Source organism: Sulfuricurvum sp. RIFCSPLOWO2_12_FULL_43_24, from assembly GCF_001829605.1.
Lineage (GTDB): Bacteria > Campylobacterota > Campylobacteria > Campylobacterales > Sulfurimonadaceae > Sulfuricurvum.
Map to the genome: position 1 here is coordinate 1 of NZ_MIBT01000122.1, position 19999 is coordinate 19999.

Genomic DNA, 19999 nt, shown 5'->3' on the forward strand with positions numbered 1-19999 from the left:
GAAGAGTGGCAGAATAAAGCACGTGAACTCGAAAAACGGCTAGGGGTCTACGTCATCGGACGAAGCCGCAAACAAAAACTGATTCTTTCCCAAGATTATGTCACCGAAAAACTGCAGATTGCTGGGCGCGAGTACCGCTATATCCATATCGAGAACAGTTTTACCCAGCCGAATCCGAGAGTCAATGAGCAGATGATAGAGTGGTCACTCTCTCAATTGGAGGGGATAGGCGGCGATCTACTCGAACTTTACTGCGGTGCCGGAAATTTTACGATCCCTTTTGCGACCAGATTTGAACGGGTATTGGCAACCGAAATCTCAAAATCATCGATCCACGCGGCAAAACAGAACATGGCTCTTAATGGGGTAGAAAATATTGAGTTCGTTCGTCTGAGTGCCGAAGAGTTTACCTGTGCACTCGATGGGGGACGTGAATTCCGCCGTTTGGAAGGGCTAAAAGTAAGCGATTATCATCTAAAGACTCTTTTTGTCGATCCTCCACGAGCAGGTTTAGGAGAAGAACCGTGTGCTTTTGCGGCACGTTTCGATCATCTTCTCTATATCTCATGTAATCCTGAGACACTGTATCGTGATTTGGAGATACTCTCTCAAACCCATACGATTACGGCTATGTCGGCATTTGATCAATTCCCCTACACTCACCATTTAGAGATGGGTGTGAAGCTAACCAAAAAAGGATTGGCGTGAAAGCTATCTTACTGAGTACCTTAGCGGCAGTTTATTTATTCGGAGCAACGGAGCAAAGCGGCGCTATAGTGAATGAAGTTGCGAAACTTCGTCAAAAATACGAAGAGTGCAGAGCGGGGCAAAGTACTGTTTTAGGAATAGAGCCAAAAGTATACGCACAGTCTGAAAAAGAGCGCAAAGAATTGAATACGAAGGTAATAGGGTACAAAAGCCGTATTGCCGATTTGGAAGGGCAAATAAAACAAAGCTATTCGGAACTTACCCGTCTTAAAAAACGCAATACCGAAGTCGAACGTGAAATTTCCCAAAAAAGAGGGGTGGTTCAAAGTTTGGAACAGACACTTACTGCACGCGATAAAAATTATCGGGCAGAGGTAGAGCGCAATGAAATGCTCACAGAGCAAACCAATACGGCAAAAGTAAGCCGTATCGAGCGCAAAAATCTCACGGATTCGTTAAGCAGAGCAAAATTTGACATTGAGCGGCTCGAGAATGTGATTGCTAAAACAGCCAAAGAACGGACGCGATTGGAAAAAGAGCTAACAGAATCGAGAGCGCAGGTTGATAAATTCCGTAACACGAAAACATCGAGCGTTGCAAATGTGCAAGAGGTAAAAAATGTTGCCCCTGTATCCGATCAAAGCGGTAAAATCAAGGCTCTTCAAAATGAGCTCTCTCGTGCCAATGCCCTGATCGTTGAACTGCAAAATACTCCAAAACCGAGTACTAAAGAGAAAGTGGTTACCAAAGTAGTCGAACCCACCGATAAAATTGTGGCATTGCAGCGTGAACTTTCCGCCGCACAGACAACCATTGCCAATCTTAAAAAAGGTTCTAAAGTGACGGTTCAAGAGAGAATCGTTGAAAAAGTGCTTTACAGAGATCGTCCGGTCGTTCAGGAAAAAGTGATCGAGAAGGTTGTTTATAAAGATCGCCCAATTGTTCAGGAGAAGATTGTCGAGAAGGTGGTCTATAAAGATCGTCCGGTCGTACATGAAAAAATCGTAACCAAAGAATCGGATGCAACCGAAAAACTGAACCGTGCATTGCAGCAAAAATTGGCTGAAAATGAAGCACAAATGGAAAAACTAAAAGCAAAAAAAGGGAAACTGACACCGCCGAAAATGAGCAAAATTGCTCAAACTCCTGACATTAAAACTTCGGTTGTATCGGCCGCTTCTACCCCTAAGAAAGGGGGCTTTTCTTCTGCCTACCGTATGGCTTCCAATGCTCCGATTTACAATGCCCCGGGTGGCTCACAGGTTGATACATGGGAAGCTCGACGATCGTTTACGGCCGGAAATCCGTCAAACGGATGGGTTCATATTACGGGGTATTTTGTCAATCGGGTATGGACTCCGACCGGTGCGGGTGAAAATTTATACGTAAGAGAGAGTGACGTTATCCGAAGATAACGCTATTAATACCCGTCATACGGTAATTTCGCTTCTTTCCATCCGAACATAAATCCGTTATCAAGATTCCCTCGTTCCCAACGTCCACGTTGGGAACGCATACAGGCAATAAGTGATTAACAGCTATACACTCCCAAGCTGGAGCTTGGGAACGAGGGATCTTTTCCTGTCATTCCCGGCTCGATCGGGAATCTATAACACTTTCCTCTCATTGGGAATTCAAATAAATTATCTGTTCTTAAAATTTTAAACAAAATATATTTCTATGTTATCAAAAAATAGATACTATAAATAATTGTTTATATTAATTTGATTTTAATCAAAAAAAAGAGTGGCATGAAAAAGTGGCTTATGGGAATTGCATTCATTTTAAGTATTGTAATGATCGTACAGCAATTACGTACTAACGAGTATGCATCAGCGAAAAAGTTAGCAGAAGCCGGAAATTATCCCTCGTTCCCAACGTCCACGTTGGGAATGCATACAAATGTAGATAGAGCGAACGAAGATATACACTCCCAAGCTGGAGCTTGGGAGCGAGGGAATCAATAGTGGAACGAATTTAGCCAAAATGGATCGCTATATGAAACGGCTGGGATTTGTTCAGACGGGTGGGAATTATGCATTGGCTTTAAATCTACCACAGGAGGGGAAATAAGTGGAAACTTCTATCAATTTCAAGGGTTATCTTATCCGCTTTACATTCATGTATATAATTGCTTCGGTAGCAATAGTGCTGATAGCGGAATTTTTACATATCAATAACGCAGGTATGTCGATGGTTCCGCTCGTAACGGCAGCAGCATTTGCCATAGGCCACTTCGTCAACGATCATGGACGTATCCCTACATCAAAAGAACGTTCCGTACTTGTATTTGGATCACTGGGAATAAGTACCTTGGTCTCATCGGTTATGGTAGGTTTATTTTTAGCCTTTTCAAGCGAATCACAAGCATTGGTTCAGGCATTATTACATATCAACATGGGTGTAATGATCGCCGTATTTGCTTTTGTGCTCGGGATATGTGCGGCGATGCTATGGATGAGTTATGGATGGTTCGCAAAGATACAGTTACGTGCATTAGAGCGCAAAAGGGGTGTAGAATAAGAGATAATACACCTAGAAAATCATCGGCAATTTTTGCCGCCTAAACAAAAAATAAAATATATAAAAATAGGAGAAAAACAATGGCATTTGTAAATGAGTATATATCTCAAGAGGATAAAGAAAAATACGGTTTAGATGCATTATGGGGAAAATATCATGATGCTTCGCATCAAAAGTTACCTAATAAAAAAGACTGGACTATCGACAGAGAGAGAGATTTGGCTGATACAAACAGCTCTTATTCGTGATGATAGTATTTTTGATCATGCATTTTCTAATGAGCAGATATGGACATTTTACGCTCAAGGGCAAAGCGTGGAAGTAAGAATTGAGTATTCAAAGAAGAAAGAGATAAATGGAACAACATACAACGCTGTTTGGGATCTTCTCTCTCTCTCTCTCTCTGTCCTGATGTATTGGACCATCTCTCAACCGATGCTTTAATTGCACTATTAGAAGAGGCATTGCAAATTTATGGCAATGAAGGAGTCTTGTTACAAACTCCAGACTTCACTGTTGCTCTTCGCGATTGCAGAAAGGATCGATGATGGCACTTTATAATACTCTCGAAGAAGCCAATGCAGTTTTATCATCTGCAAATAGCACGACGGACATTATCAATATTCTAAAAGATATCAATATTGATTCATCCCTCGTTCCCAACGTCCTCGTTGGGAATGCATACAAATGTAGATAGAGCGAACGGAGATATACACTCCCAAGCTGGAGCTTGGGAGCGAGGGAAAATATTTTTCTGATAAAAGTGTAATCGAAGTGCTAAAAGAGGCTTTGGAAGTTTACGGGTTTGACGGTATGGAAGGTCCATATGGATTAAGTCCACGGACTCGTGTCACAAATATTATCACCAAATTGAAAGTGTAAGGAGCTAATCATCCCTCGTTCCCAACATCCACGTTGGGAATGCATACAAATGTAGATAGAGTGAACGAAGATATACACTCCCAAGCTGGAGCTTGGGAGCGAGGGGAAAATACAAGGAGAGCGGCGTGAAAAATTTTATGAAAAAATTAAATGCCAGGAATTAAATATGGATACAGCGACTTTATACATAATAGGCGGAGGATTGGTATTGATCCAATTTTGGTTTGAGCTTGAATATCGAGGTCATACTTGTTGTTCAAAGCAAAATAAAGAAGCACAGAAAAAAGGTGAGGATGAAATTGAAGTAAGGAAAGATATTGGTTTTTGGCATGGTTTAACATATAAGATCATTACTGTTATCAATAAAAGGATATTGGCTAAATCAGGTGCAATTATTATTGCTATAGGGTTACTTATCGAAATTATAAAATAAAAAAAGGGATAAAAAATTGAACAAACGTAAAATGTAGAGCAAACGCTCGATATGATTTCCCTCGTTCCCAACGTCCTCGTTGGGAATGCATACAAATGTAGATAGAGCGAACGAAGATATACACTCCCAAGCTGGAGCTTGGAGCGAGATTCAAAATTGAAATAAATAGAGGAAACTCAAATGGGACGAAGTCGATATAAAATACATGAACCGACTTATCCCCATTTTGTAACTTGTACCGTCTTGCATTGGATACCGATCTTCACCCGTACCGAAAGTGTACAAATTCTCATCGATAGCCTAGCGCATTTGCAACAAAATGATAATCTAAAAATTTATGCTTATGTCATTTTAGAAAATCACCTCCACATGGTCGTACAAAGCGATGATCTCGGTGAAAGTATCAAAAAATTTAAAAGTTTTACGGCAAAAAAGATAATAAACCTTTTGCAGACTCATAATGTACAAACGATTTTAGATCAATTAGCTTTCTATAAAAAAGCTCATAAAGCACAAAGTGATTATCAACTATGGCAAGAAGGATTCGCTCCTAAATTGATTCAAAGTGATGCCATGATGGTTGAGAGAATCAACTACATTCATTTGAATCCAGTCAAAAGAGGATATGTCGATGAGGCGAAGTATTGGCGGTATTCAAGTGCGCGTGATTATGATGGAATTGATGGATTAATTGGGGTGGAAAAGTTTTGGTAGAGTATGCATTCCCAAGCTGGAGCTTGGGAACGAGATGTGGCGAACGGGTAAATCAATACCCGTCAAACGGTAATTTTGCCTCTTTCCATCCGAACATAAATCCGTTATCAAGATTGTAGGCTTTAATCCCCTCTTTGGCGAGGAAGTTCGCCGCCGCTTTCGAACGTGGTCCGCTTCGACAGACCAAAATGACTGAGTTAACATTGCGTAGTTTCATTGCTTTCATCACATCATTCATAAAATTTTTATTGAATACCTCTTTGGCATCGTAGAGTTTTTGGATCTCAATATGCCCTTTCGTCTTATCATTTTTGAGTTCAAACTCGGCACTTTTTACCCGTTCTTCAACCGATTTTGGAATATAGGTCCACTCGTAAGCGGGGATATTGATAAAACCTTCTCCATGCCCAGTATAGATGAATTCGAGGGTCGTACGGACATCAACGATGATCGCTTCCCCTTTTTTTTGCATCTCATGCGCTTCGGTAGCGGTGAGATCACCTTCATATACGTCATCAGCCCAAAGTGCAGTGCACGCAAGTAATATGAGCAGTAATTTTTTCATACATAAACTCCTAATTGCTAATTAATATCACAATTATATCTAAAAGAGAATTAACACAAAGATGAATAAAAACAAGGTATTATTTGAAAAAAGCAATGTGAATCTATGGTTGAAGTCATAAAAATCGTCTACGTAACCGATTGGACAATCGGAGATTATAATCTAGCCGATCAAGATCCATTTTTTAATGTCTTAAAAGAATTCGATGCAGAGTTGAATATTCGTAACGATTTCCCCGAACTGTATGATGAAATCGATCTTTTAATTCTCCATCCGATGGAGATGAACAGTAAAATTTTTGAGACTATCAGCCGTAGCAAGATTCAAAATCCTGCCATTAAAACGGTCGTCATTTCGAGTGCTCACGGGAGTGATCTCTTTTTACAGGCCATCGATGTCGGTGTGGATAAATATCTCCTCAAACCTTTGTTGCCCAGCGCAGTTCAAAAAGTTGTTGAGCGTCTTATTTCCCAGTCTCTTGAAGCCAAACAGGCGAAAAAAGCCTACCGACAAATTAATATGATGTTTGGATCGATCTCAAAAACCGCTTTGGTGATCCGAATCGCCCATAATGGAATGATTGCAGAGGTTAATTCACTGCTCGGGGCATTGATCGGGATGGCTCCTGAAGAGATGGTAGGACACTATTGGCTTCGATTTGTCGAACGGCGCTTTTGGATCTATCTTAGAACATTGGTTCGAGCCCACTTGCAAGCCGGAGAAATTTATCGCGGAATCATTGAAATTATTGGAGCGAAAAACCAGACGATTACGGTTGACTCTACTATTTATGCGGTTTTAGACAGCCGTGGTAATATCGAAGAGATCGTTTTTATCGGGCATGACGTCAGCGAGATGAAGCGAGCCATTTTGGAGAGTATGAAACAACTGATCGATTATGATACCTCTTTGGCTATTTTATTTGATCATCGATACGAGGCGATCATGGTCAATCGAAAGTTTTTGGACGTTAATGGGTATGAGAATTTTGAAGCGTTGAGTGAGAGTTGTGATTTATGGTCATGGATGTTTGAATCGCAACAGGGATTGCAACCTATATTATCCGACAAATACTCTCAAAAAGATGGGCTTGAATTTATTGTCAAAGAGTTGAAAAAAGGGAATATTAACGGGCGAATCATCTCTATCGATTTAAATAATAATAAATCGTACTATACGGTTCATATGAGTTCTATGACGAATCCGTTGATTCAAAATGAACAATATCATATTCTTTATTTTGTTGACGTGAGCGATTTTGAACGCCTTAAAGAAGAAAAAATCAGTGATGCAAAGCTGATGAGTGTCGGGCGTCTGGCTGCTGCTATTACCCATGAAATCAACACCCCTTTAACTTATATCAAAGGGAACCTTGAACTACTGAAATGGGCGTGTGATGGAAAAATTGAGCAATCAGAGCATTATTTCAAACCGATCGATGAGGGGATTGAGAGGATAGAATTCATTGTCGGATCGATGTACGAATTCGCCGGTACAGGGAAAGAAACAATGGATGTGTGCAGTGTGGACATGACCCTTGTTTACGGACTGCGTATCGTTATGAACCGTGCAAAACACATTGTCCCTATCCGACTAAACGGTCAACTGTTTTCACTGAGGACGAAATATAACCCAAAAAGCTGTATGACAATGGGGATATCGACACGTTTGGAACAAGTGTGGATTATCATCCTTAATAATTCTTTGGATGAATTTGAGAAAGGTATAATACCTTATGAGAATCGTCGGCTTGATATTTGGCTTAAATGTGAAAATGATGATGTGACGATAACCATCAGCGACAATGCCGGAGGGATACCGAAAGGGATGTTGGCTACTCTGTTTGATTTCGCGATCGGCGGAGAGAAAAAAAAGAGTATGGGAATCGGGCTAAACGTCGCAAAAGCTATTATTGACAAACACGGAGGGAGTATTCGTGCTGACAATGAAAATAATGGTGCCGTATTTGAAATCAGTTTGAAAAAGTATAAGGAGGAGAAATAATGTTTTTTGGAAAAGAAGCGGCAAAATATAAAGAAGAAGCGGATCTTTTACGGGTTGAGCGGGATATTTTGAAAGCAGAGCTTGCTTTATACAAAGAGATAGCGTCATTGAGCCTTAAAGAGGCAGTAATTATCTTAAATGAACGCGATGAAGCAATTTTTTATAATACCCGGGCTGAATCGATTACCAACAAAGAGAGTGTTATTCGAGAACTCACGAAAGGCAATAATGAAATTATTGTCGGTGAATGTGAAGCCTCGGTAGTGAGCAAAAGTTTGAGTAATGGCGTAAAAGGGTTTATCCTTACCAAATCCTCAGTGGTTGGAGCGGAGCAGGGTGGATTGCTGGAGATGCACCAAAAAAGCATACGCGGTGCATTGGATGCGACTCAGCATGTTTTTGTAGACATTTTAGAGAAACTCAAAGAGATGGTTGAACAGTCGAATGAAACGGCACGCGGCTCGGATGAGGGGCTAAAAATTGCCAAACATGTCGATGAAGATATGAATAAACTCGCCGAATTAATGGAGGGGACACTCTCGACAACGGCAAATCTCGTCAATCGATCGCATGAAGTTTCCAACGTTGTGGCATTGATCAAAGATATCGCCGATCAAACCAATCTCCTTGCCTTGAATGCCGCGATCGAAGCAGCGCGGGCAGGAGAACACGGTCGAGGATTTGCGGTTGTTGCCGATGAGGTACGTAAATTGGCCGAACGGACCCAAAAAGCGACCAAAGAGATTGAAATTGTCATTCAGTCGATGCAGCAAGATACCAATGAGATTGAAACAGCGACCGAAGAGCTATCTGGGATTGTAACCAGTACAAAAGACGAAGTAAGCCAGATGTCGGATCGAATGGGAATTTTTCAACGTAATTCCTCACGAAGTGTATTTGAAATTATGGACATCAGTAATTATATCTTTAGTAATTTGGCAAAAATCGACCATGTTATCTACAAAAATAATGTATATGCTTTCTTGTTTGGCCAAGAAAATATCTTTAAAGCGGTCGATCATCATACATGCCGTTTAGGTAAATGGTATGATAACGGTGTCGGAAAAGAGCAGTTTGGAATGCTTAAATCCTACAGTCGTCTGGAAGGACCGCATGCTACGGTTCATGCGCACGCCAATGCATTGATCGCCGATTGCGGTGACGGCAAAAAACTCTGTTCTCGAACCCAGATCGAACAGCGAATCAAAACCATTGAGGCAGCGAGTCAAGAGGTATTTGAAGCGCTGGATGTATTGGTTGCAGAAAAAAATGAACATATGATGGGAAGCGCCATTAAAAGTCTGTTTGGAGGGGAAAAATGATCCGTTTAATGATAATTGATGATGAGACTTCTATCGGAATGATGTTGGAAAAAGCTCTGGGACGCTCCGGAGATATTCATGTCACCTATTTTGATAATCCGGTGAATGCTCTTGCTCGATTTCGTTCTGGTGAGTACGATGGGGTGCTTCTGGATATTATGATGCCGCAAAAAGACGGTTTGAGTGTTCTAGAAGCGATTAAAGCGAAAGATCCTGAGTGTGTTGTTATTATGATGACAGCGTATTCCACACTGGACAAAGTATTGCAAAGTCATAAAATCGGTGCGGATCACTATATTCTAAAGCCATTTGATTCACTCATGAATGTTGAGAAAAAAGTGCGAGAGTTAGTAAAAACACGTTCATAAGAGTAAAGGGGATACGTCCCCTTTTTTTTTGTTTTAAATTTTATACCTTAGTAAAATGATATGGATACTTGACAATAAGAAAAAGGTATATTAATATTGTGAAAAATTTAGGAGAAAACAATGGCTCAACAATGCCCTTTAATTTTTCGACACGTTGATGCTACGGTTACAAGAATCAATACTTTATTTGTAATTCTAGGCATTATTGCATTTTTAGTGACGCAAAGTCCGATTGTATTGATTTTACTGATCGTAGATTTTATCCTTCGATTGTATGGTTATAAACATCTAAGTCCGATCAATATCAGTTCACTATTTATTCAGAAAACCCTTTCCCTCGAAGTTAAAATGGAAGATGCAGGGGCAAAACGTCTTGCAGCATTTTTCGGTACGGGATTTACGATTGCTTTATTAATTAGTTCGTGGATCGGTGCTGATGTTGCGATAGCGTTTATTTCCGGCATATTTCTATTTTGTGCTGCTTTGGAACTCTTATTTGGGTATTGTATTGCATGTAAGATTTATTATATTGCTAAAAAACTGTACCCTAAGGGATTTGAGTAATGGCGGCTCTCTCATCTAAAGCGATTTACGGATTGGCAGCGATGCATGTTCTTTCTCATGCCCCTTATTCGCGGGCGATGCAGGTGAGAGAAATATCGGCAATGACACAAATTTCACACGGCTATCTTGAGCAGCTTCTTTCGATTTTGCGCCGTAACAATCTTGTGAGCAGTATTCGAGGAGCCTCGGGCGGATATAAACTCTCCCGAGGGAGCCATGAGATTGAGGTTATAGAGATCATTGAGGCTTTGGAAGGGCCATTTTATAAAATCGAGGGGAATACCGGATCGAGTTTGATTCTGGAATATTTCTGGGGAGATATCGAGGAAAAAATGAGAGGACTTTTTGGAATGAAACTCTCCGAACTAGACCAATCGTATCAACCTCATTATTATGAGATTTGATACTAAAATCCCTTTATCTTCTAGGAGCGCGTTTTGCATCGATTAAACGGCGGTTCTGAGCCATGATCGTTTCGATTTCCTGAGCATTTTTGTTTTGGTAAAAATGTTCTTGGTGGAGAAGATTTTTGGCATGCACTTCGTCGTAAAATTCTTGGAGTGTTGACCCTTTAGTTTTTGTAGGGACATATCGAGAAGTTGATACTTTTGGAGCGGAAGGGGTATATTTTGCCCAAACGGCTTCTCTTATTTTATGTTGACGCATTGTTTTCTCATTTTATCTGAATATGGATAAACAAGCAAAAAATGGTCCTATAATCCCTCATTCAGTATATACCATAAGCGCCCGATTTCCTGATCATCCAAAAAAAGAGTCGAGGCGTGGCTGTAAAGCCATTCCAGCCCTTTTGGATTGATAGATAAAGTGTGTGAACAGTTCGGATGAGCGGGTAAAAAAGCCCGTATCAATGAAATTTCATGCTCGATAGGATGATCACAAAAAAAGCAGTTTGGTTCACGGTGTAGCCGTCCCTCGTAGTCAAGAAGGCGAACATAGATTTCGATGGCAACCCGTTTTGGATTTTGATCCTTCCATCGCAGTGCGGCCTCGTTTAAGAGATCAAAATAAAAATTTCCGATGGATTCGGAGTCTTTGAGATGAGGATGAAAGAGGGTGATAAACTGCTGCCACAGACGGAGCCGTTCATATTCACCCATCCATGAAAAGCCCAGATGGATGACATCTTTCATTCTGGAGATCGAGGATTTGAGTGAATGTTCTGCTTCAAAGTCGATTTTAAAGCCCATATTAATAGGGCTATGGCGAGCACCGTAAAAGCGATAAAGGGTCTGTAAGCTTTCCTCGGCTATTATGGTGACGATCATATCTTCTTCACGTACTCGGGTGAGTTTGATAATGAATCCCTGCATACTATTGGCTCTACTCTACACATTTTTTTCTAAATCATCAAAAATTATTTATTATTTTAACCTTTTTTAACCTTGTAGACGCTAAAATAAGAAAATTTCATCCCTCTTTAAACTACTTATGTTTAAAAAGAGATTAAAAAATAACAATTTGCCGAAATTTTCTGGTGAAAGGTGACGATTAGAGTGGAATACCAAGACCTATTACGATCATTTAAAGATAACTGCGGATTTGGATTGATTGCAAATATCAAAAACCGTCCTTCGCATGAAAATTTAGAAAATGCGATTACTGCGTTAGAGCGAATGATGCACCGTGGAGCGGTTGCTGCAGATGGTAAAACCGGTGATGGAAGCGGATTGCTTTTATCTCTTCCGCATGAGTTTATGCGAGGAGCTGCACAAGACGCAGGGGTAGAACTTCCTGAAATGTATGCAGTAGCAGTGGTCTTTACCCGTAATGCTTCAAATTTAGAGCGTTTTGAAAAAATTTGTAATGATAATGACCTCAAAGTGGTTTTGGACCGTGTTGTACCGGTAGATACCAATGCGCTTGGAGAACAGGCACTTACAACGTTGCCGGAAATTCACCATATTTTTATTACCCCGAATTCATTAATGGCATCTCAGCGTTTTGATGCGTTGTTGTATCTTAGCCGTAAAGAGATCGAGCATGCCCTCGTAGAAGATCAGGATTTTTACATTGCCTCCATGTCGGCTAGTGTTGTTTCGTATAAAGGTTTGATTATGCCGACGCATATCAAAGAGTTTTATACTGATTTACAAAACGAAAATTTTAAAATCTCTTTTGCCCTTTTTCATCAACGTTTCTCGACGAATACCCTTCCAAAATGGCGTTTGGCTCAACCGTTCCGTGCGGTTGCCCACAACGGTGAGATCAACTCGGTCGAAGCCAACCGTTTTAACGTTGCGGTCAAATCCGAATCGATTAAAAGTGAAGTGTTCACCGACGAAGAGATCGCGCGACTTTTACCGATCCTCCAACCGGGCGGGTCGGACAGTGCGAGTGCCGATAACTTTTTCGAGTTTTTGATCATCAACGGAATGGATTTCTTTAAAGCGGCGCGTGCGGTTATACCGGCTCCGTGGCAAAATGCTCCTCATATGGATCCTCAGCTTCGTGCATTTTACGAATACCACTCTACCGTTTTCGAAGCGTGGGACGGTCCTGCCGCATTCTCTCTGACAGACGGGCGCTATATCGGATGTGTACTCGACCGTAACGGCCTTCGACCTTCTAAATACATTATTACCCATGATGATACGCTTCTTATCGCAAGTGAATACGGAGTTATCGATATTCCAGAAGATCAAATCAAAGAACGCGGACGTTTACAATCGGGTCAAATGATCGGTTTGGATTTGAAATTCGGGAAAGTCCTTAAAGACGAAGATATTAACCAATATCTCAAATCCTCTAATCCGTACATGAAATGGCTCAATGATCATATGATCTATCTCCAAGAGCATGTAGAAGAACAATACGTTACCCGCTGTGAGTACGATGCTTCCAATTTGGTAGAGCGTCAACGCTATTTCAATATTACCCAAGAGGTGATTGAACAAGTGATCGAGCCGATGATGCGTGACGGCAAAGAAGCAGTCGGATCAATGGGAGATGATACTCCGCTGGCGGCATTTAGTACAGTACAGCGTCATTTCTCCGATTATTTCAAACAACGTTTTGCCCAAGTGACCAACCCTCCGATCGACCCGATCCGTGAAAAAGTGGTCATGAGCTTGAATACCGGGTTTGGTGAAACCCATAACATCTTGGATGAGATCCCTTCTCATGCGAATCGTCTGAAAGCGATTTCACCGATTATCATTCGTGAAAAACTGGAAGTCTTAAAATCGTTCGGGGATAAAAAATCACCGCGCTACCAATCATTCTATACCAATCAAGAGTTTTCAACGGCTTACAGCGGTGCGTTGAAACCGGCTCTTGAAGCCTTGGTAGAAGAAGTCATTAAAGCGGTACGCGAAGAGGGTGTCCGTATCGTTATCCTCGATGACAGCGGCTTTGACAAAGATCATAAAGCGATTCCGATGGCGATGGCGGTCGGACGTATCAGCCGTGCATTGTTGGATGAGCGTATCCGTCATTTGGCATCGATTGTCGCGTGTACGTCGGAAGTGATCGATTCTCACGGTGCGGCAACTTTGATCGCGTACGGTGCGAGCGCGGTTTATCCGACTCTTCTTTTTGCTACCGTAGCCGCACGTGCTGAACGAAGCGTCACGGATGTGAGTTGTTCTGAAGCATTCAAAGCGGTTCATCATGCACTCAATGCGGGCTTGCTTAAAATTATGTCCAAAATGGGGATCGCGACGATTGCATCGTACCGTAACTCAGGGCTCTTTGACGTCATCGGCTTGAGTAAAGAGATTGTTCATGAATGCTTCGGAGAATCATATGTCATGATCCCGGGACTTACCTACGACGATATTGATGTACGTTTGGATCGTAATCACAAAGATGCGTTTGAGGTCGGCGGATTCAACCGAATCTTTCCTCTCAAAATCGGCGGATATTATAAATTTTACAACGGGCAAGAGCACCACGATTTCAACCCGGATGTCATCCATGCGATTCACCGTGTTTCGAAAACCGGTAAACGTGAAGATTTCGATAAACTCAGTGCCTTGGTCAACGGTCGCGGACAAAAATTCATCCGCGACTTCTTCGAGTTTAAATCAGACCGTTCGCCTATCGATATCTCAGAAGTTGAACCGAAAGAAAAAATCTTTAAACGTTTTGCTTCGGCAGCAATGTCCTTGGGTTCAATTTCACCGGAAGCGCATGAGTGTATAGCGGTGGCGATGAACACCATCGGCGCACAAAGCAATTCGGGTGAGGGGGGTGAAGATGCGGCTCGTTTCGGCACACTCAAAAACTCCAAAATCAAGCAGGTGGCATCAGGTCGTTTCGGGGTTACTCCGGCGTATCTCCGCTCAGCTGAAGAGATTCAGATCAAAGTAGCCCAAGGGGCAAAACCGGGTGAGGGTGGACAGCTTCCGGGTCATAAAGTAAGCGGTCTTATCGCACGTCTTCGCTATACGATGCCGGGTGTGACTTTGATTTCCCCTCCGCCGCACCATGATATCTATTCGATCGAAGATTTGGCACAGCTCATTTTCGACATGAAACAGGTCAATCCGAATGCAAAAGTAGCGGTTAAACTCGTCTCTTCTGCGGGTGTCGGTACGATTGCGGCAGGTGTTGCGAAAGCATACGCCGATAAAATCATTATCTCCGGCGGGGATGGCGGTACCGGTGCGGCTCCGCTCACATCGATCAAATTTGCGGGGAATCCGTGGGAACTCGGTCTTTCTGAAGCTCATAACGCCCTTAAAGTGAATAATCTTCGCGGTCTTGTGCATGTGCAAACCGACGGTGGACTCAAAACGGGTATGGATATTGTTAAAGCGGCATTATTGGGTGCAGAAAGCTACGCATTCGGTACGGGGGCACTTACTATCATCGGATGTAAAATGCTTCGTATCTGTCACGTGAACAAATGTTCCGTCGGTATCGCAACCCAAAATGAAAAATTACGGGGCGAGTTTTTCAACGGAACGGTTGAAGAATTGATCAACTATTTCACCTATTTAGCCGAAGATGTACGTAAAATTATGGCTGGGCTCGGTTATAAAACGATAGAAGAAATGGTAGGACGCAGTGATTTACTTCGTGTTATTGATAATGAATTCGCGAAAAAATTTGATTTCAGTGCGGTATTGCACCGTGAAGAGGGTGTTAATACCTGTCAATCACCGAGCAATGAACCGTTTGATGCGAATGAGTTTGAAAAAGAAGTTCTCATCGAAGCGATGGATGCAATTAAAAACCCTGAACGTCCAATCCGTATCGTCCGTGATATCTGTAACCTAAACCGCAGTTTCGGCGCACGTATCAGTGGTGAGATAGCACAGTACTACGGCGATGGCGGTCTTAAATCCGATACGATCCGTCTCCAGCTCAAAGGGATTGCAGGTCAGGCATTGGGTGCATTTTTGATCAACGGTGTCTCTATCCATCTTGAAGGTGTAGCGAATGACTATATCGGTAAAGGGATGCATGGCGGTAAAATCGTTATCCGCTCTCAAAATCAAGGTGAGGCATTTGCTGCGGGCGGAAATACCTGCCTTTACGGCGCGACGGGCGGTAAACTCTTTATTTCCGGTTCAGTCGGTGAACGTTTTGCCGTCCGTAATTCCGGTGCCCTTGCCATCGTAGAGGGGACAGGGGACAACGCGTGTGAATACATGACCGGCGGTGTCGCTGTGATTCTTGGAAAAACAGGGATTAACTTCGGTGCGGGTATGACCGGCGGTTTTGCGTTCGTTTATGACCAAGATCACAGTTTTGTTGAAAACGTTAACCGTGAGTTAATCGATGCCCTCCGTATCGATACCGATGATGGAGATGAAGCACGCCACTATCTTAAACGTCTTCTCAAAGAGTACGTTTCTGAAACTGAGAGTGAAATGGCGCAAGAATTGCTCAAAAATTTCCGTGTCGAAATCCGAAATTTCTGGCTTGTTCGTCCAAAAAACTTAACCAAATTGCCACTCAATCCTGATAAAGGGGACTAAGAAATATGAGAGAATTTTTAACGATTGAGCGTATCGACCCCACGAAACGCCTTGTTTTACAGCGTCTAAAAGATTTTAGCGAGATTTATGAGCCGATGGGTGCGAGCGATGCCTCTTCACAAAGTGATCGTTGTATCCAGTGCGGTGACCCGTTTTGTTTGAATAAATGTCCGTTGCACAACTACATTCCTCAATGGCTCAAAGCCATCGCGGAAAAAGATTTGAAATTTGCATTTAACCTTTCCAACGAGCCATCACCGTTTCCTGAAGTGATGGGGCGTGTATGTCCGCATGATCGCCTTTGTGAAGGAGATTGTACCCTTAACGACGGTCACGGAGCGATAACGATCGGTTCAGTTGAGACCTTTATCAATGAAGAGGGTTTTAAACAAGGGTTAAAACCGTACTTTCCGGGGATTACCACAGACAAAAAAGTGGCAATTATCGGTTCAGGTCCTGCGGGGCTTTCTGCCGCTACGTATTTGCTTCGTTCAGGGATTGCGGTTACCATGTATGAGCGCAGTGATCGTGCCGGAGGATTACTGACGTACGGTATCCCGAATTTCAAGCTTGATAAAAAAATCGTTGAGCGTCGTGTTAATCTCTTGCTTGATGCTGGATTGGAACTCGTTTTGAATTGCGAAGTGGGCAAAGATATTGAATTTGATGCCATTGCCGACAAGCATGATGCGGTCTTTATCGGAATCGGTGCGACCAAAAGCAAAGCGGCTAAAATTGCCGGTGAAAATGCATCCAATGTATATCCTGCAATAGAATATTTGAGTGCAATTCAGCGTAAAAATTTCGCTCTCGCCTACGATAAAAAGTTCGATTTTAAAGACCTTGATATTGTAGTTGTCGGTGGTGGAGATACGGCAATGGACTGTGTCCGTACCGCGAAACGCGAAGGGGCTAAAAACGTAACCTGCTTGTACCGCCGTGATGCGCATAACATGCCGGGCTCGGTTAAAGAGTACAAAAATGCGATCGAAGAAGGGGTGGATTTTGTTTTCCATGCTTCTCCGAAAGAGGTTATTTTGGGCGAAAATGGAAAAGCGGTCGGTATCCATATGGCAAAAACCGTTTTGGGTTCCAAAGATGAATCCGGTCGTCAAAAAATGGAAGAGGTCAAAGGGGGTGATTTTAATATCAACGCTGACGTCATTATTATGGCACTCGGTTTTGATCCGTGTGTGCCGCCATTTTTAGCGGAAAACGGAATTACAGTAAACGGATGGGGCGGTATTATCATTAATGATAAACACGAGACGACAACTGCCGGTATCTATGCTGGAGGGGATTGTTATCGCGGTGCCGATTTGGTGGTAACTGCTGCCTATGACGGGCGTGAAGCGGCTCGTTCAATCGTAAAATCTTTACTTCGTTAATGAACGATTTTATCGAGGCTTCTATCCGTGCTTGTCACGAGATAAAAGCGCTTATTGAAGAGGGAGATCTCTCTTTATTTACCCATTATGAACAAGGCTTCGGCGGTGATATCAGCAACGGTGTTGATTTGCGTGCCGAAGCGATCTGCTTTTCTCATCTCTCTTCATTCGGATCGATTTTTTCCGAAGAGAGCGGATGGATGTCTCCTGAATCGTCTACCAATATTTTTCTTGATCCCATTGACGGAAGTGATAATTTTGTCTCCAAACTCCCGTATTATGGAGTTTCGATTGCCCGTATGTGCAGGGGGAAAACGACTGAAGCACTCGTATGTAATCTCGCAAACGGTGAGATTTTTATCCGTACGATGGATGAATATTATCATACAACATTGCATAATTCTTTTCAAAAATTTCAAATTTCGACCAATTCCTCGGCAAAAATCGGTCTTTTTGAAAAAGCTCCTGAACACCCTGATTTGATTAAAAAATTGATGGAAAAAAAGCTGAAATTTCGTTCTCCCGGAGCCCTTGCTCTCTCGCTCGCCTATGCCCCTTATGTGAAATATGTGCTATTTTTGGGTACAATGCGACCTTACGATATCCAAGCCGGACTTTATCTAAGTCAACACTTGCATGTGTTTAACGATGATAGATATATCCTCATAAGTGCGGATAAAGAGCTTTTTGAGCAGATACGTTTGATTGTAGAAAAGGAGTATTTTTGAGTCTATTTAACCTGTTCGGGGACTCCGAAAAGAAAAAACAACCCACCAAGAGTGAGGCTCCGTCTCACTGGGTAAAATGCCCCTCGTGCCAGTCACTGATGTATTACAAAGAGATTGAAAAACAAAACCATGTATGTCCTAAATGCGGGTTTCACCTTCGCATCGGGGTTAAAGAGCGTTTAGCCCTCATTGCCGATGAGGGGAGTTTTGTTGAATTTGACGGCAATCTTCGCCCGGTTGACCCGATTAATTTTGTGGATAAAAAAAGCTATGCGGCACGTGTTGAAGAAGGATTCGCTAAAAACGGTACTTACTCTTCGGTGGTAAGCGGTGAATGTACGATTAACTCGGTTCCCGCACAGCTTGTGGTATTTGATTTTAACTTTATGGGCGGATCCCTCGGTTCGGTTGAGGGCGAAAAAATCGTTCGTGCGGTAAATCGCGCATTAGAAAAACGTATGGGATTGATCATCGTCAGTGCCAGCGGCGGTGCACGTATGCAAGAGAGTACCTTCTCCCTTATGCAAATGTCAAAAACATCAGCGGCATTGGCAAAATTGTCTACTGCAAAACTTCCGTATATCTCATTGCTCACGGACCCTACCATGGGAGGCGTAAGTGCCTCTTTCGCAACACTGGGTGATATTATCATCGCTGAGCCGGGTGCATTGGTTGGATTCGCGGGTCAGCGTGTTATTAAACAAACCATCGGCTCTGATTTACCTGATGGGTTCCAACGTGCCGAATTCCTCCTCGAAAAAGGGTCTATCGATATGATCGTAGAACGCAGTGAACTCAAAGAGACACTGAGTGATATGCTTAAACTTCTCCTCCCATAATGCAGCTTTACGCTCTTTGTGATGCTGATATGCTCTGTGAGAGGGGAATTGAACTCCTCTCTTTTGCCACTCGTGCCAAAGAATTAGGGGCGAGCATTCTTCAATACCGAAACAAATACGCTGATATTGCTGCGATTAAAACAGATTTAATTGCTCTTCGCCAAACATGGGAAGGCTTTTTACTCATTAACGACCATTATGAGCTTGCCACGTTTTGTGACGGTGTACATATCGGTCAAGATGATTTGGCTGCGATTGATTCTGATCCCACTCGGGCAATTAAAATTCTAAAAATGGCAATCGGTGAGGATAAAATTATCGGTCTTTCAACGCATAACGCTGATGAGATTGCAATTGCAAATGAATTGGATTTGAATTACATCGGATTAGGGGCTTATCGTGCTTCGTCGACGAAATCGGAAGCCAAAGTGCTAGGGGATAAACTCGATGAGATCGCGGCACACTCTAAGCATCCGGTCGCCGCTATCGGTGGTGTTAAACTTGATGATGTATTTCAATACGTTACGTACAAAGTAATCGGGAGTGGACTGTTATGAACATTTCCATCATTACGATTGCGAAAAAAGAGCGTTCACTGTACGATCCCCTCTATCAAGAACAGATGAAAATGATCTCCCGCTTTGCCAAAGTGGAGGACATAGAATTATTTCCTAAAGAGGTCGTAAAAGCGCATACCATCAGCGCTGAAGCATCTCAAGCGGCGTATTCAAAATTATTATCACCGATGCTGGGTAAAAATTACTCGATTGCGTTGCATCCTGATGGAAAAAAACTCGATAGTTTTGCATTTAGTAAGCTTATAAGTGATAAAATTTCGTTGCAATTTTTTATAGGTGGCGCTTACGGCTTTGAAAAGAGCTTTGTAGAGCAATGCGATGTAGCGATTAGTCTCTCTGAGATGACGATGAGTCACAAGATCGCAAAAGCTGTTTTGCTAGAGCAAGTCTATCGCGCCTATTCACTGTTAGCAAACCATCCGTACCACAAATGAG

22 protein-coding genes are annotated in these 19999 nt (G+C 42.4%); 19 read left to right on the plus strand and 3 right to left on the minus strand.

The window, feature by feature from the left end:
- The 8 genes from trmA to A3G19_RS11305 form a co-directional block, all read left to right on the plus strand.
- Nucleotides 1–708: tRNA (uridine(54)-C5)-methyltransferase TrmA (trmA, locus tag A3G19_RS11270; protein WP_294872936.1), on the plus strand; the 708-nt coding region annotated here is incomplete at its 5' end.
- On the plus strand, nucleotides 705–2123 hold the full coding sequence (locus A3G19_RS11275) for a hypothetical protein (protein ID WP_294872939.1): 1419 nt from the start codon (nucleotides 705–707) through the stop codon (nucleotides 2121–2123). The genes trmA and A3G19_RS11275, both read left to right, overlap by 4 nt.
- Nucleotides 2124–2781: 658 nt before the next feature.
- Nucleotides 2782–3231, plus strand: a complete 450-nt coding sequence (locus tag A3G19_RS11280; protein ID WP_294872941.1) for an ABZJ_00895 family protein — start codon at nucleotides 2782–2784, stop codon at nucleotides 3229–3231.
- An 80-nt stretch (nucleotides 3232–3311) separates the two neighbouring features.
- A complete protein-coding gene (locus tag A3G19_RS11285) occupies nucleotides 3312–3479 on the plus strand; it encodes a hypothetical protein (RefSeq protein WP_294872943.1) in 168 nt (55 codons plus the stop codon).
- Between the two features lie 67 nt (nucleotides 3480–3546).
- On the plus strand, nucleotides 3547–3675 hold the full coding sequence (locus A3G19_RS11290; protein ID WP_294872945.1) for a hypothetical protein: 129 nt from the start codon (nucleotides 3547–3549) through the stop codon (nucleotides 3673–3675).
- 103 nt (nucleotides 3676–3778) lie between these two features.
- Nucleotides 3779–3928, plus strand: coding sequence for a hypothetical protein (locus A3G19_RS11295; protein ID WP_294872948.1), 150 nt, complete (start codon nucleotides 3779–3781; stop codon nucleotides 3926–3928).
- Between the two features lie 351 nt (nucleotides 3929–4279).
- Nucleotides 4280–4546: a hypothetical protein gene (locus tag A3G19_RS11300; protein ID WP_294872950.1), complete on the plus strand. Its 267-nt coding sequence runs from the start codon at nucleotides 4280–4282 to the stop codon at nucleotides 4544–4546.
- 180 nt (nucleotides 4547–4726) lie between these two features.
- The gene (locus A3G19_RS11305; RefSeq protein WP_294872953.1) at nucleotides 4727–5260 is read left to right on the plus strand and encodes a transposase; all 534 of its coding nucleotides are present in this window, start codon (nucleotides 4727–4729) and stop codon (nucleotides 5258–5260) included.
- Nucleotides 5261–5312: 52 nt separating this feature from the next.
- On the opposite strand, the gene A3G19_RS11310 is transcribed toward A3G19_RS11305, so the two are convergent.
- Complete coding sequence (locus A3G19_RS11310) at nucleotides 5313–5825, minus strand: rhodanese-like domain-containing protein (protein ID WP_294872956.1); 513 nt, start codon at nucleotides 5823–5825, stop codon at nucleotides 5313–5315.
- Nucleotides 5826–5930: 105 nt separating this feature from the next.
- On the opposite strand from A3G19_RS11310, the gene A3G19_RS11315 reads away from it, so the two are divergent.
- From A3G19_RS11315 to A3G19_RS11335, 5 genes are all read left to right on the plus strand, one after another.
- Nucleotides 5931–7829, plus strand: coding sequence for an ATP-binding protein (locus A3G19_RS11315; protein ID WP_294872959.1), 1899 nt, complete (start codon nucleotides 5931–5933; stop codon nucleotides 7827–7829).
- Complete coding sequence (locus A3G19_RS11320) at nucleotides 7829–9151, plus strand: methyl-accepting chemotaxis protein (protein ID WP_294872960.1); 1323 nt, start codon at nucleotides 7829–7831, stop codon at nucleotides 9149–9151. Before A3G19_RS11315 ends, A3G19_RS11320 begins: the two co-directional genes overlap by 1 nt.
- Entirely contained in the window at nucleotides 9148–9519 is a 372-nt protein-coding gene (locus A3G19_RS11325; protein WP_015653374.1) for a response regulator, read from the plus strand. Before A3G19_RS11320 ends, A3G19_RS11325 begins: the two co-directional genes overlap by 4 nt.
- A 120-nt stretch (nucleotides 9520–9639) precedes the next feature.
- On the plus strand, nucleotides 9640–10083 hold the full coding sequence (locus tag A3G19_RS11330) for a DUF4395 domain-containing protein (protein ID WP_015653375.1): 444 nt from the start codon (nucleotides 9640–9642) through the stop codon (nucleotides 10081–10083).
- Nucleotides 10083–10487, plus strand: coding sequence for an Rrf2 family transcriptional regulator (locus tag A3G19_RS11335; RefSeq protein WP_015653376.1), 405 nt, complete (start codon nucleotides 10083–10085; stop codon nucleotides 10485–10487). Before A3G19_RS11330 ends, A3G19_RS11335 begins: the two co-directional genes overlap by 1 nt.
- Before the next feature lie 13 nt (nucleotides 10488–10500).
- Here A3G19_RS11335 and A3G19_RS11340 read toward each other — a convergent pair whose 3' ends face one another.
- Together A3G19_RS11340 and recO are read right to left on the minus strand one after the other, a co-directional pair.
- Nucleotides 10501–10749 (minus strand): hypothetical protein, encoded by a 249-nt coding sequence (locus A3G19_RS11340; protein WP_294872963.1) that lies wholly within the window; start codon nucleotides 10747–10749, stop codon nucleotides 10501–10503.
- 47 nt (nucleotides 10750–10796) lie between these two features.
- Nucleotides 10797–11414, minus strand: coding sequence for a recombination protein RecO (recO, locus tag A3G19_RS11345; RefSeq protein ID WP_294872966.1), 618 nt, complete (start codon nucleotides 11412–11414; stop codon nucleotides 10797–10799).
- Between the two features lie 183 nt (nucleotides 11415–11597).
- Between recO and gltB the strand changes: the two genes are divergently transcribed.
- The 6 genes from gltB to A3G19_RS11375 are packed head-to-tail and all read left to right on the plus strand — an operon-like array spanning nucleotide 11598 to nucleotide 19998.
- A complete protein-coding gene (gene gltB, locus A3G19_RS11350; RefSeq protein ID WP_015653379.1) occupies nucleotides 11598–16031 on the plus strand; it encodes a glutamate synthase large subunit in 4434 nt (1477 codons plus the stop codon).
- 5 nt (nucleotides 16032–16036) lie between these two features.
- Nucleotides 16037–17419, plus strand: coding sequence for a glutamate synthase subunit beta (locus tag A3G19_RS11355; RefSeq protein ID WP_294872968.1), 1383 nt, complete (start codon nucleotides 16037–16039; stop codon nucleotides 17417–17419).
- Nucleotides 17419–18147, plus strand: coding sequence for an inositol monophosphatase family protein (locus A3G19_RS11360; protein WP_294872972.1), 729 nt, complete (start codon nucleotides 17419–17421; stop codon nucleotides 18145–18147). Before A3G19_RS11355 ends, A3G19_RS11360 begins: the two co-directional genes overlap by 1 nt.
- A complete protein-coding gene (accD, locus tag A3G19_RS11365; protein WP_294872975.1) occupies nucleotides 18144–18986 on the plus strand; it encodes an acetyl-CoA carboxylase, carboxyltransferase subunit beta in 843 nt (280 codons plus the stop codon). The genes A3G19_RS11360 and accD overlap by 4 nt, the downstream gene beginning before the upstream one ends.
- The gene (locus A3G19_RS11370) at nucleotides 18986–19543 is read left to right on the plus strand and encodes a thiamine phosphate synthase (RefSeq protein WP_294872976.1); all 558 of its coding nucleotides are present in this window, start codon (nucleotides 18986–18988) and stop codon (nucleotides 19541–19543) included. The genes accD and A3G19_RS11370 overlap by 1 nt, the downstream gene beginning before the upstream one ends.
- A complete protein-coding gene (locus A3G19_RS11375; RefSeq protein WP_015653384.1) occupies nucleotides 19540–19998 on the plus strand; it encodes a 23S rRNA (pseudouridine(1915)-N(3))-methyltransferase RlmH in 459 nt (152 codons plus the stop codon). The genes A3G19_RS11370 and A3G19_RS11375 overlap by 4 nt, the downstream gene beginning before the upstream one ends.
- Nucleotide 19999 lies beyond the last annotated feature (1 nt).